Source organism: Enterobacter cloacae complex sp. 2022EL-00788, assembly GCF_026627565.1.
In the GTDB taxonomy this organism is placed as follows: Bacteria; Pseudomonadota; Gammaproteobacteria; order Enterobacterales; family Enterobacteriaceae; genus Enterobacter; species Enterobacter pasteurii.
The window spans coordinates 56633-69799 of record NZ_JAPNMC010000013.1; the positions used below are offsets into that span (position 1 = coordinate 56633).

A 13167-nucleotide genomic window follows, 5' to 3' on the forward strand; every position below is an offset into this window, starting at 1 on the left:
TCACAGTTTCCAGGAATGGCGGGGTTTTCAGGCAGTGTGACGCTGACCGCATTTCCCGATCTTTCCGCCTGTTTCTTGAAAAATCGGCAGCTTTTGCGCGGTTTGGTGTCAAAAATTTAAGGTGAGCGCGAAAGGCCTTAATTACTATTTTGAGAACTTTTCTCATTGGTGGAGGCCGTTATGACCGTACTGCACAGCGTCGATTTTTTTCCTTCGGGAGCGTCTCCGGTCGCGATTGAGCCACGGCTTCCTCAGGCTGCGTTTCCAGAACATCACCATGATTTTCATGAGATTGTGATTGTGGAGCACGGCACGGGCATTCATGTCTTCAACGGACAGCCGTATACCATCAGCGGCGGCACGGTGTGCTTCGTGCGCGACCACGACAGGCACCTGTATGAACATACCGACAACCTGTGCCTGACCAATGTGCTCTATCGTTCACCGGATGCGTTCCAGTTTATTTCGGGGCTGAACCAGCTGTTGCCCCAGGAGCAGGACGGACACTATCCGTCGCACTGGCGGGTAAATCAGTCCACGTTGCAGCAGGTGCGCCAGCTGGTGAGCCAGATGGAGCAGGGCGAAGACGGGCAGGAGACGCACGCTATCGTCACCCGCGAGCTGCTGTTCATGCAGCTGCTGGTGCTGCTGCGCCGCGGCAGCCTGGTGGAAGGCCTGGAAAATAACGACGCGCGGCTGAACCAGCTGATGGCCTGGCTAGAGGACCATTTTGCCGAGGACGTGTGCTGGGAGACGCTGGCGGAGGATTATTCGCTGTCGCTGCGCACGCTGCATCGTCAGCTTAAGCAGCGCACCGGGCTGACGCCGCAGCGCTACCTTAACCGCCTGCGCCTGATCAAGGCGCGCCATCTTTTACGCCACACCGACGAAAGCGTCACGGATATCGCCTATCGCTGCGGTTTCGGCGACAGCAATCACTTTTCTACCCTGTTTCGCCGGGAATTCAGCTGGTCGCCGCGCGATATCCGGCAGGGGAAAGACGCGTTGCTTCAGTAACGCGAGGGCAGTCACCGTTTTCAGACCGCAAAAAGGCTAATAATGTCCGGTTATTCACCGTAGAGGTTGTGGTGTGGCCGCTCAGTTAATTCTTCGCAAAGATGATTTTTTCGCCTCCGCGAGTCAGGCCGTCGCGGTGGCGGACCGCTACCCGCAAAACGTCTTTGCCGGGCACACCCACGAGTTCTGCGAGCTGGTGCTCGTGTGGCGCGGCAACGGTTTACACATCCTCAACGACCGGCCCTACCGCATCACGCGCGGGGATCTGTTCTACATCCGCGCCGAAGACAAGCACGCCTACGCCTCGGTTAACGATCTGGTGTTGCAGAACGTCATCTACTGCCCGGACAGGCTCAGGCTGAATATCGACTGGGCGGCCAGCATCCCCCGTTTTCTTGATGCCGGCGGCGAACCGCACTGGCGCTTAAGCAGCAGCGGCATGGCTCAGGTGCGCCAGACGATCGCCCAGCTTGAGCAGGAGAGCCAGAAAAGCGATCCGGTCGCTAACCAGATGGCGGAACTGCTTTTCGCCCAGCTGGTTATAACCCTCAGGCGCCATCGTTACGCCACCGATAACCCCTCCGCTACCGCGCAGGAAGCGCTGCTGGACAAGCTGATCGCCCGGCTCGCGGGCAGCCTGAACAAAAGCTTCGTGCTGGAAAAATTCTGCGAGCAGGAGCAGTGCAGCGAGCGCGCGCTGCGCCAGCAGTTCCGCACCCAGACGGGGATGACGGTGAACCACTACCTGCGCCAGCTGCGCATCTGCCACGCCCAGTACCTGCTGCAGCATACGGAGCTGATGGTCAGCGAGGTGGCGATGCGCTGCGGCTTTGAGGACAGTAACTACTTTTCGGTGGTGTTTAACCGCGAGGTGGGGATGACGCCGGTTCAGTGGCGTCATCGCAGTCGAAAGGCGGCCTGATCAGCTCGCCATGCCGAGGCCGACAATGTTGGCGGCAATGATAATCACCACGCAGCCCAGGCTCAGCACGCCCACCGGACGACGTCCGGCGTTATTCCACTCCTTCAGCACCAGCCCAACCAGCCCGCCGCACAGGACGTAGAAGCTCATGTGCAGCATCCAGCTTATGTAGTCGTACTGCGGCGGAATGCTGGCGTGGCCCCAGGCGTAGAAAAAGAACTGCAGATACCACATCAGGCCGCCAAGGGCGGAGAGCAGCACGTTGGTAATGATTAAGGATTTTGCCAGCGAGAAGTCGGCTTTTACCGACAGATTTTTCACCTTTGCCAGACGAATAAAGCAGAAGCCGAGGTTTACCAGCGCGCCGCCGCCCATGATCACCACGTAGCTTGGCAGGGCCACGTACAGCGGGTCGACGCCCAGCGCGGCGGCCGCTTCGTGCATGGGCTTCGCCGCGTTCATGGCGAACGACATGCCCGCCGAGAAGATGCCGCACATCACCGCCAGCAGCAGCCCTTTCTTCAGGTTAAAGTCTTCGGCCTTGATGCCCATCCTGCGCTCTTTCAGCTGGCCCGCACGGGTGACGATACCCACGCCGATCACCGCTACCAGCACGCCCAGCAGGGTCATCCGCCCGCCCTGACTGTTGATCAGCACGTCGAAGTCGCCGTTGAGGATCGGCGTCATCAGCGTGCCGACGATCAGCGTAATGCCAATCGCGATGCCAATCCCCATCGACATGCCGAGGTAGCGCATGGTCAGGCCGTAATTGATATTACCGATGCCCCACATCGCGCCGAACAGAAACACCGGCAGCAGGGTGGAGGCACTGAAGGAGGAGAAGTAGCCCCAGAAATCCGGAAGCAGCATGGCGCTGATGGTCCAGGGCAAAATCAGCCATGAGACCGTACCGCCAACGGACCACATGGTTTCCCATGACCATCCCTTAATCTTTTTAAACGGGGCATAGAAACAGGCTGCACTGGCCGCGCCTATCAAATGCCAGAAGATACCCATCGTAATCGCATGATTCATTTTTACATCCTCATCGTTTTTATAGTCGGTGGCTTCCCGCCGACCTGATGAGTGTAAAAATTAGGCGGTTCAGTAACCTTGAGAAGGTTGCCGCACTTTTGTTCAGGGTGGCAATTATCACGTTAAGCAGGTGAGCAGACTCACAATTTTGTGATTTATCGAAACATGAATAACCTTATAAAAACTACGGCATTGATAATCATTTTCAATATCATTTAATTAACTATAATGAACCAACTGCTTACGCGGCATTAACAGCTGTGCCGCCCGACACTAATGGAGAGGATTATGAGTTATACACTGCCATCCCTGCCGTATGCCTACGACGCACTGGAACCGCATTTCGACAAGCAGACGATGGAAATCCATCACACTAAACACCACCAGACCTACGTGAACAACGCGAATGCTGCGCTGGAAAGCCTGCCAGAGTTCGCAAACCTGCCTGTTGAAGAGCTGATTACCAAACTGGACCAGCTGCCGGCAGACAAAAAAACCGTGCTGCGTAACAACGCTGGCGGTCACGCTAACCACAGCCTGTTCTGGAAAGGCCTGAAAACCGGCACCACCCTTCAGGGCGACCTGAAAGCGGCTATCGAGCGTGACTTCGGCTCCGTTGATAACTTCAAAGCGGAATTCGAAAAAGCGGCTGCAACCCGTTTCGGTTCTGGCTGGGCGTGGCTGGTGCTGAAAGGCGACAAGCTGGCGGTTGTTTCTACCGCAAACCAGGACTCCCCGCTGATGGGTGAAGCTATTTCTGGCGCATCCGGTTTCCCAATCCTGGGTCTGGACGTGTGGGAGCACGCTTACTACCTGAAGTTCCAGAACCGTCGCCCTGACTACATCAAAGCGTTCTGGGATGTAGTGAACTGGGACGAAGCAGCAGCGCGTTTCGCCGCTAAAAAATAAGGTTGCATTGACGCCTGTGAGAAGCGAGTCTGATGACTCGCTTTTTTTGTATCTGAAGGAGTAGAGATGCATTACCCGGTGAATGTGTTTACAGGCAAGGTAAGGGAGTACGACGGCAGCCGCCCGAGCGCCATCGCCAAGGTGCAGGTCGACGGCGAGCTGACGCTGACCGAGCTCGGCCTGGCGGGTGACCAGCAGGCTGAAAAGAAGATCCACGGCGGGCCCGAGCGCGCGCTGTGCCACTATCCGCGCGAGCACTATCAGCACTGGAAAACCGAATTTCCTGAACGGGCGGACCTGTTCGTCGCGCCGGCGTTTGGTGAAAATCTGTCGACCGAAGGGCTGACGGAGAAGAACGTCTTTATCGGCGATATTTACCGCTGGGGCGATGTCCTGATTCAGGTGACGCAGCCACGCTCGCCGTGCTTCAAGCTTAACTACCATTTCGGCATTCAGGATATGTCGGCCCAGCTGCAAAACGCGGCTAAAACCGGCTGGCTGTACCGCGTGGTGCAGGCGGGAGAGGTTGCTGCGGATGCGCCGCTGGCGCTCGCCTCACGCCTGAGCGATGTCTCCGTGCATGAGGCCTGCGCCATTGCATGGCATATGCCGTTCAATGACGAGCAGTATCATCGGCTCCTGTCGGCGGCGGGGCTGTCGACAAGCTGGACCAGAACGATGCAGAAGCGGCGGATAAGCGGGAAGATCGAGAGCAGTTCGCGGAGATTGTGGGGTAAATAATGCCCCTCACCCCGGCCCTCTCCCCAAAGGGGCGAGGGTGAAAAGACCGCACCGAGCCGTCCCCTCTCCCCTATGGGGAGAGGGTTAGGGTGAGGGGATTACGAACGCTTATACAGCGGCAGCCACAGCGTTAACCGCAACCCGCCCAGCGGGCTGTCATCGGCCTTCACCCAGCCGCGGTGCTGCTGCATGGCGGTTTCGACAATCGCCAGTCCAAGCCCCGTACCGCCAGATTCGCGGTCGCGCGCTTCGTCGGTACGATAGAACGGACGGAAAATTTGCTCGCGATCTTCCGGGCTGACGCCTGGACCGTCGTCGTCCACGTTGATGGTGATCCCGTCTTTATCCACCGAAAACGCCACTTCAATCTTCGTATGGGAATAGCGCAGGGCGTTACGCACGATATTCTCCAGCGCGCTTTCCAGCGTATTGGGGTTACCGTACAGCGGCCACGGGCCCGGCGGGAAATTGACGGTGAAGGATTTGCCCATCTGCTCCGCTTCGAACGCCGCGTTGTCCAGCACCTCGTGCCACAGCTGATTGGCTTTCACCGTTTCGCTCACCAGCGCGTTTTTCTGCTGATTGCGCGACATCACCAGCAGATCGTTGATCATGCTGTCCAGCCGCTGGGCTTCCGTCTCAATACGCTCCAGCTCTTTGCTCTCGCCGCTGCGGCGACGCAGCAGGGCGGTACCCAGCTGCAGGCGCGTGAGCGGCGTACGCAGTTCATGCGAGATGTCCGACAGCAGGCGTTGCTGTGCGGTCATCATGCGGTCGAGAGCGCTTACCATCTGGTTGAAGCTGGTTCCCGCGGCCAGAAACTCCTGCGGCCCGGATTCCAGCTCCGGATGCTGCCTCAGGTTGCCCTGTGCCACTTCGTCCGCCGCGTTTTTCAGCTTACGCGCCGGTTTCGCCAGGCTCCATGCCAGCCATAACAGCAGCGGAGAGCTGACCAGCATCGTGACAATCAACAGCAGAAGCGGACGGTCAAACAGCAGGTTGATGAAGTCGGACTGGGAATTGCTCGCTGGGCGAATCAGATAGAGCTGGTAGTTGTCTTCCCCATCCCGTACCGAGAAAGGGCCAACCATCTCTACCCGACCATATTTCTTTTTCTGTGGGTGATCGGCGTTATCCGCCTGGCCAATAAAGTTGCGGATAATCTGCATCTCATTGCGATCGGCCCCAATGACGCGGCCTTCGCTGGTCACCAGCAAAAGGCGTTGTCCGGGGGGCGCCCACTTGTCGATAGCGCGAAACAGCCTGCGCCACCACATTAAATCGTTCGGCGGATCGTTTGCCAGCTCCGCTTCCACGTGCTGCTCGATCATCACGCCCTGACGTTGCTCGCTGTCCAGCAGCTCCGTCATCTGGCGTGAGTCGAGTTTTGGCAACATCAAAACGAGCATTAAAACCAGTGCCAGCGTCAGCCAGAAGATGGCGAAGATGCGGGCGGTTAAGCTGCCTATCATGAAGCGGAAACCATCAGATAACCGCGACCACGCAGGGTTTTAAACCACGGATGACCATCTTTACGCTCCGGCAGCTTACGGCGCAGGTTCGAGATATGCATATCGATAGCGCGGTCGAACGGCGTGAGGCGTTTACCCAGCACTTCCTGGCTTAAATGCTCACGCGACACGACCTGGCCGAGATGCTGCGCCAGCAGATACAGCAGGGTGAACTCGGTGCCGGTCAGCTCAAGAACTTCACCGTCGAAGCTCGCTTCCTGACGGCCCGGATTCAGGCTCAGGGAGTCAACTTCCAGCGTTGGTGAGCTGTTGTCGGTATTCTGCTGCTGCTCGCTCCAGTGGGAACGGCGCAGGATGGCGCGAATACGGGCCACCAGTTCACGATCGTTGAACGGCTTAGGTAAATAGTCATCCGCACCCAGCTCAAGGCCGAGTACACGGTCAAGCTCGCTGCCGCGCGCGGTCAGCATGATAACGGGGGTCTGGTGTGTCTGGCGAAGCTCTTTCAGCGTATCAATACCGTTTTTCTTCGGCATCATTACGTCGAGCAAAAGTAGATCGATGCTGTCGTCAAGGAGACTCAGCGCCTGTTCCCCATCATGGGCAACCAGGACGTTGAAACCTTCCATGTCGAGCAACTCCTTTAAAAGGGATGTGAGCTCTCGGTCATCATCAACTAACAGGATTTTATTCATTGTTTAAATACCTCCGAGGCAGAAATTACGACATCAAGGCTATCTAATCCATGACTTTACGTTGTTTTACACCCCCTGACGCATGTTTGCAGCCTGAATCGTAGACTGTCTCTCGTTGAATCGCGACACGAAAGATTTTGGGAGCAAGTGATGCGCAAAGTTACCGCTGCCGTCATGGCCTCAACGCTGGCGTTCAGTGCGTTTAGCCAGGCTGCTGTAGCTATCAACAGCGATAACGGTTCCTCACTGGAGGGCGCAACGCAGCACAGCAGCCAAAGCCATATGTTTGACGGCATAAGTTTAACCGAACATCAGCGTCAACAGATGCGAGATCTGATGCAGAGGGCACGACACGATCAGCCCCCTGTTAATGTTAGCGAAATGGAGACAATGCATCGCCTTGTCACCGCAGAAAATTTTGACGAAAGCGCTGTACGCGCTCAGGCAGAAAAAATGGCGCAGGAACAGGTTGCCCGCCAGGTAGAAATGGCGAAGGTCCGCAACCAGATGTTCCACCTGTTAACGCCCGAGCAGCAGGCGGTTTTGAATACCAAACATCAGCAGCGTATGAACCAGCTGCGTGAGGTTGCACGGATGCAGCGAAGCTCAGATATGACGCTTTTCAGTAGCAATAGCAGTACCCGTAGTAACCAGTAAACCCTGTTTTCCTTGCCATAGACACCATCCCTGTCTTCCCCCACATGATGTGGGGGTTTTTTTTGCCCGTCGTTCAGGTTTGTTAACGCTTTATTCATCCTTTCACTCCACCACCATCCGTTATACTAGCGCCATGGCATGACAGGAGTGTTTATGAATCAATCCTATGGACGGCTGGTAAGCCGGGCCGCAATAGCCGCGACGGTAATGGCGTCGTGTTTGCTGATCATTAAAATTTTCGCGTGGTGGTACACCGGGTCGGTCAGTATTCTGGCGGCGTTAGTGGACTCTCTGGTGGATATCGCCGCCTCGCTGACCAACCTGCTGGTGGTGCGCTACTCGCTGCAACCGGCGGATGAAGAACATACGTTCGGCCACGGCAAAGCGGAATCGCTGGCCGCGCTGGCGCAAAGTATGTTTATTTCTGGCTCGGCGCTGTTCCTGTTTTTAACCGGCATTCAGCACCTCATTTCGCCTTCTCCGATGAACGATCCGGGCGTTGGCGTAGTCGTAACGGTAGTTGCACTTATAAGCACACTTGTTCTTGTAACGTTCCAGCGCTGGGTAGTAAGAAAAACACAAAGCCAGGCGGTACGGGCAGATATGCTTCATTATCAGTCTGATGTTATGATGAATGGGGCTATTCTTATTGCGCTTGGTCTGGCCTGGTATGGCTGGCACCGGGCCGACGCGTTGTTTGCGTTAGGGATAGGGATCTATATTTTGTACAGCGCGTTGCGCATGGGGTATGACGCGGTACAGTCGCTTCTGGACCGTGCGCTACCCGACGCAGAACGTGATGAAATTTATACCATCGTGACCTCCTGGCCTGGCGTCAGTGGTGCCCACGATCTTCGTACGCGGCAGTCAGGGCCGACCCGCTTTATTCAGATTCATTTGGAAATGGAAGACAACCTGCCGCTGGTTCAGGCGCATATGATAGCTGAACAGGTGGAGCAGGCGATTTTGCAGCGTTTCCCTGGGTCAGACGTCATTATTCACCAGGATCCGTGCTCGGTCGTTCCCAGGGCGTTTGAGCTTTCGTAATTCGTTGTAAAAAAGTGAGCCAGACCAGCATTTTGTGGATAAATTACCACCATATGGCCTGACCTGAATCAATTCAGCTGGAAGGGATTGATATACTATTTGCAGTATTCGACGGTTGAGCAGTTTCTTCCGGCAGCAGATTTCAATTTTGCATTCCTAAGTTCAGAGGTAGTCATGATTAAGAAAATCGGTGTGTTGACAAGCGGCGGTGATGCGCCGGGCATGAACGCGGCAATTCGTGGGGTTGTCCGTGCAGCGCTGACGGAAGGTCTGGAAGTTTTTGGTATCTATGACGGTTATCTGGGTCTGTATGAAGACCGCATGGTTCAACTCGACCGTTACAGCGTGTCTGACATGATCAACCGTGGTGGTACATTCCTCGGCTCCGCGCGCTTCCCGGAATTCCGTGACGAACACATCCGTGAAGTGGCTATCGAAAACATGAAAAAACGCGGCCTGGACGCGCTGGTGGTTATCGGCGGCGACGGCTCATACATGGGTGCAAAACGTCTGACCGAAATGGGCTTCCCGTGCATCGGCCTGCCTGGCACCATCGATAACGATATCAAAGGCACCGATTACACCATCGGTTACTTCACCGCGCTGGGTACCGTTGTGGAAGCTATCGACCGCCTGCGTGATACCTCTTCTTCGCACCAGCGTATTTCTATCGTTGAGGTGATGGGCCGTTACTGCGGTGACCTGACCCTGGCGGCGGCCATTGCCGGTGGGTGTGAGTTCGTGGTGGTTCCGGAAGTGGAATTCAGCCGCGAAGATCTGGTTGCTGAAATCAAAGCCGGTATCGCGAAGGGTAAAAAACACGCGATCGTTGCCATCACCGAGCACATCTGTGACGTTGATGAACTGGCGAAGTACATCGAAACCGAAACCAAACGCGAAACCCGTGCGACCGTTCTGGGCCACATCCAGCGTGGCGGTTCCCCGGGTCCATACGACCGCATCCTGGCGTCCCGCATGGGCGCGTACGCTATCGAGCTGCTCCTGCAGGGTCACGGCGGTCGTTGTGTCGGCATCCAGAACGAACAGCTCGTTCACCATGACATCATCGACGCGATTGAAAACATGAAGCGTCCGTTTAAAGGTGACTGGCTGGACTGCGCGAAAAAACTGTACTGATCGGCATTCAGGATAAATGCAAAACGGTAACCCCAGGGTTACCGTTTTTTTTGTGTGCTCCCTCTCCTGTGGAGAGGGCTGGGGTGAGAGCATCAGGCCACTCATCCACTTTTTTATTCCCTCACGTTATAGCCAATCTTTTTTTATTCTTTAATCATCCATTCGCTTTCTGGCACGCTGCATTCATCAAAACACTGCATAAGAGAGCCGGGCGATGAACAAATGGGGCGTGGGGTTAACATTATTGCTGGCATCGACCAGCGTACTGGCAAAGGACATTCAGCTACTGAACGTGTCGTATGATCCGACGCGTGAACTGTACGACCAGTACAACAAGGCCTTCGCGGCGCACTGGAAGCAGGAAACCGGCGATAACGTGGTGGTTCGCCAGTCTCACGGCGGTTCCGGCAAGCAGGCGACGTCCGTGATCAACGGCATCGAAGCCGATGTGGTCACCCTCGCGCTGGCCTATGACGTGGACGCGATTGCCGAACGTGGCCGTATCGACAAAAACTGGATCAAGCGCCTGCCGGATAACTCAGCGCCATATACCTCGACCATTGTCTTCCTGGTGCGTAAAGGCAACCCGAAACAGATCAAAGACTGGAACGATCTGGTTAAGCCGGGCGTGTCCGTCATTACTCCGAACCCGAAAAGCTCCGGCGGCGCACGCTGGAACTACCTGGCGGCCTGGGGCTATGCGCTGCACCACAACAGCGGTGACCAGGCGAAAGCGCAGGACTTCGTCAAGGCGCTGTTTAAAAACGTCGAAGTGCTGGACTCCGGCGCGCGCGGCGCGACCAATACCTTCGTTGAGCGCGGCATTGGCGACGTGCTGATTGCCTGGGAAAACGAAGCCCTGCTGGCAACCCACGAGCTGGGTAAAGACAAGTTTGAGATCGTGACCCCGAGCGAATCCATTCTGGCCGAGCCGACCGTCTCCGTGGTCGATAAGGTCGTGGATAAAAAAGGGTCACGGGCGGTGGCGGAAGCTTACCTGAAGTATCTCTACTCGCCGGAAGGCCAGGAAATCGCGGCGAAAAATTACTACCGCCCACGGGATGAATCTGTCGCGAAGAAGTATGAAAACGCCTTTCCGAAGCTGAAGCTGTTCACTATCGATGAGGTGTTTGGCGGCTGGACGAAAGCGCAGAAGGAGCACTTCTCTAACGGCGGCACCTTCGACCAGATCAGCAAGCGTTAAGCGTTTCGCAACGCACGACACGGTTACCCGGTGTGAGAAATCCACCGGGTTTTTTATTTGGTCATCATTTTGCGTTACTCTTTTGCCTTTATTGAAAACAGGGAACGCGTTGTGAAAAAAATTATCTTATCGATCCTGATTATTATCGCCCTTGCCGCAGGCGGCGTGTACTGGATGAAAGCGGGTAATCCGAATGCGTTGCGCCATATCGTTCTCGACCAGTGTGTGCCCAACCAGCTGCAAAACCATAATCCGACGCCGTGCGCTGAGGTGAAGCCGGATGCCGGCTACGTGGTGTTTAAAGACCGCAACGGGCCGCTGCAATATCTTCTGATGCCCACCTACCGTATCAACGGCACCGAAAGCCCGCTGCTGACCGAGCCTCAGACGCCGAACTTCTTCTGGCTGGCATGGCAGTCGCGTAACTTTATGAGCATGAAGCGGGGAGCTGAGGTACCCGACAGCGCCGTTTCGCTGACCATCAACTCCCCGACCGGACGCACGCAAAACCATTTCCATATCCATATCTCCTGCCTGCGCCCGGACGTGCGCGAGAAGCTTAACGCGGCGCAGGGGCAAATTAGCACCCAGTGGCTACCGCTTCCGGGCGGGCTGGAAGGGCACGAGTACCTTGCCCGTCGGGTGACGGAGAACGAGCTGGTGCAGCGCAGTCCGTTTATGATGCTGGCGGAGGAGCTGCCGGAAGCGCGCGACCATATGGGGCGCTTCGCGCTGGCGATGGCGCAGCAGTCTGACGGATCGTTTGTGCTGCTGGCGACGGAGCGTAACTGGCTTGCCTTTAACCGCGCGTCGGCTGAGGAATTACAGGATCATCAATGCGATATCCTGAAGTGACCCCACCATAAATAGCGTTTACTCGTCCTGCCTGTCGCCGTAGACTTGCTGAAAAATTCTACAGGAGACAGGTATGTCGCTCTGGTTAACGCATCCTCTGCTGCTTCCCTCGCTGATCGTCGGCGTCACCATCGTCCTGTGGGCGACGTCGCTATTGCCGGAATTTATCACCGCGCTGCTGTTCTTCACGGCGGCGATGGCCGCCAGAATTGCCCCGCCGGAAGCGATCTTCGGCGGTTTTGCCTCGTCGGCTTTCTGGCTGGTATTCAGCGGCTTTGTGCTGGGCGTGGCGATCCGTAAAACCGGTCTGGCAGACAGGGCCGCCCGGGCGCTGTCGGCGAAACTCACCGACTCCTGGGTGCTGATGGTGGCGAGCGTGGTGCTGCTGAGCTACGCCCTGGCGTTCGTGATGCCGTCAAACATGGGGCGTATTGCGCTGCTGATGCCGATTGTCGCGGCCATGGCGAAGCGGGCCGACATTCCCGACGGCTCGCGCGCCTGGTTTGGCCTGGCGCTGGCGGTCGGCTTCGGCACCTTCCAGCTCTCGGCCACTATCCTGCCCGCCAACGTGCCTAACCTGGTCATGAGCGGCGCGGCGGAAGGCTCGTACGGCATTCACCTGAACTACGTTCCCTACCTGCTGTTGCACACGCCTGTTCTGGGCATGCTCAAGGGCCTGATTCTGATTGGCCTGATCTGCTGGCTGTTCCCCGGCAGCCCGAAACCGGCGAAGGATCTCACGCCGTCTGAACCGATGGGGCGTGACGAAAAGCGTCTCGCCTGGCTGCTGGCGGTGGTGCTGGTGATGTGGGTGACGGAGAGCTGGCACGGCGTGGGGCCGGCGTGGACGGGGCTGGCGGCCTCGATCATTGTCATGCTCCCGCGCATTGGTTTTATCACCGGCGAGGAGTTCTCGGCGGGGGTAAATATGCGCACCTGTATTTACGTTGCGGGTATTCTCGGGCTGGCGATCGTCGTGACGCAAACCGGTATCGGTTCGGCTGTGGGAGAGGCGCTGCTTCATATCATGCCGCTGGATGCGGACCGACCGTTTACCAGCTTCCTGGCGCTGACCGGGATCACCACGGCGCTCAACTTCATTATGACCGCCAACGGCGTTCCGGCGCTCTATACCACGCTGGCGCAGAGCTTTTCCGACGCGACCGGTTTTCCGCTGCTGTCGGTGATTATGATTCAGGTGCTGGGGTACTCCACGCCGCTGCTGCCGTATCAGGCGTCGCCGATTGTGGTGGCGATGGGCTTAGGGAAAGTGCCCGCGAAGGCGGGAATGCTGCTCTGCCTGGCGCTGGCGATTGCGACGTATCTGGTGCTGCTGCCGCTGGATTACTTGTGGTTTAGCGTGTTGGGGAAAGTGTAGTTCGGTGCGAGGGGTTTCCCCTCACCCCAACCCTCTCCCACAGGGAGAGGGAGGAGAAGAGCGGTGGGCAAGCGCAAGCGCCACCCGCCACAACAGCA

The 13167-nt window shown here is 56.9% G+C and carries 12 protein-coding genes and 1 pseudogene; 10 read left to right on the plus strand and 3 right to left on the minus strand.

From position 1 onward, the window contains the following. Window positions 1–180 precede the first annotated feature (180 nt). Both rhaS and rhaR read left to right on the plus strand, forming a co-directional pair. The gene (gene rhaS, locus OWK27_RS18855) at window positions 181–1017 is read left to right on the plus strand and encodes an HTH-type transcriptional activator RhaS (RefSeq protein WP_148422510.1); all 837 of its coding nucleotides are present in this window, start codon (window positions 181–183) and stop codon (window positions 1015–1017) included. Between the two features lie 73 nt (window positions 1018–1090). Beyond that, window positions 1091–1939: an HTH-type transcriptional activator RhaR gene (rhaR, locus tag OWK27_RS18860; protein WP_267590970.1), complete on the plus strand. Its 849-nt coding sequence runs from the start codon at window positions 1091–1093 to the stop codon at window positions 1937–1939. Here rhaR and rhaT read toward each other — a convergent pair whose 3' ends face one another. After that, window positions 1940–2974 (minus strand): L-rhamnose/proton symporter RhaT, encoded by a 1035-nt coding sequence (rhaT, locus tag OWK27_RS18865; protein WP_267590971.1) that lies wholly within the window; start codon window positions 2972–2974, stop codon window positions 1940–1942. It lies immediately after the preceding gene. 288 nt (window positions 2975–3262) lie between these two features. Between rhaT and sodA the strand changes: the two genes are divergently transcribed. Continuing rightward, window positions 3263–3883, plus strand: coding sequence for a superoxide dismutase [Mn] (gene sodA, locus OWK27_RS18870; protein WP_003861999.1), 621 nt, complete (start codon window positions 3263–3265; stop codon window positions 3881–3883). A 7-nt stretch (window positions 3884–3890) separates the two neighbouring features. Next, window positions 3891–4624, plus strand: a pseudogene (gene yiiM, locus OWK27_RS18875) (6-hydroxyaminopurine reductase). Window positions 4625–4722: 98 nt separating this feature from the next. On the opposite strand, the gene cpxA reads toward yiiM, so the two are convergent. Further along, complete coding sequence (cpxA, locus tag OWK27_RS18880; protein ID WP_267590972.1) at window positions 4723–6096, minus strand: envelope stress sensor histidine kinase CpxA; 1374 nt, start codon at window positions 6094–6096, stop codon at window positions 4723–4725. After that, a complete protein-coding gene (gene cpxR, locus OWK27_RS18885) occupies window positions 6093–6791 on the minus strand; it encodes an envelope stress response regulator transcription factor CpxR (protein WP_148422767.1) in 699 nt (232 codons plus the stop codon). Before cpxR ends, cpxA begins: the two co-directional genes overlap by 4 nt. 150 nt (window positions 6792–6941) lie before the next feature. Here cpxR and cpxP point away from each other — a divergent pair, with 150 nt between their 5' ends. The 6 genes from cpxP (at window position 6942) to OWK27_RS18915 (ending at window position 13069) form a co-directional block, all read left to right on the plus strand. Beyond that, window positions 6942–7448, plus strand: a complete 507-nt coding sequence (gene cpxP, locus OWK27_RS18890) for a cell-envelope stress modulator CpxP (protein WP_148422768.1) — start codon at window positions 6942–6944, stop codon at window positions 7446–7448. 153 nt (window positions 7449–7601) lie between these two features. After that, a complete protein-coding gene (gene fieF, locus OWK27_RS18895; RefSeq protein WP_148422769.1) occupies window positions 7602–8495 on the plus strand; it encodes a CDF family cation-efflux transporter FieF in 894 nt (297 codons plus the stop codon). A gap of 174 nt (window positions 8496–8669) precedes the next feature. Continuing rightward, window positions 8670–9632 (plus strand): 6-phosphofructokinase, encoded by a 963-nt coding sequence (gene pfkA / locus OWK27_RS18900; RefSeq protein WP_028014852.1) that lies wholly within the window; start codon window positions 8670–8672, stop codon window positions 9630–9632. A gap of 214 nt (window positions 9633–9846) precedes the next feature. Continuing rightward, window positions 9847–10836: a sulfate ABC transporter substrate-binding protein gene (locus OWK27_RS18905; RefSeq protein ID WP_267590973.1), complete on the plus strand. Its 990-nt coding sequence runs from the start codon at window positions 9847–9849 to the stop codon at window positions 10834–10836. Window positions 10837–10947: 111 nt separating this feature from the next. After that, the gene (locus tag OWK27_RS18910; RefSeq protein ID WP_267590974.1) at window positions 10948–11691 is read left to right on the plus strand and encodes a CDP-diacylglycerol diphosphatase; all 744 of its coding nucleotides are present in this window, start codon (window positions 10948–10950) and stop codon (window positions 11689–11691) included. A gap of 73 nt (window positions 11692–11764) precedes the next feature. Beyond that, window positions 11765–13069, plus strand: coding sequence for an SLC13 family permease (locus OWK27_RS18915; protein ID WP_176609186.1), 1305 nt, complete (start codon window positions 11765–11767; stop codon window positions 13067–13069). Window positions 13070–13167 lie beyond the last annotated feature (98 nt).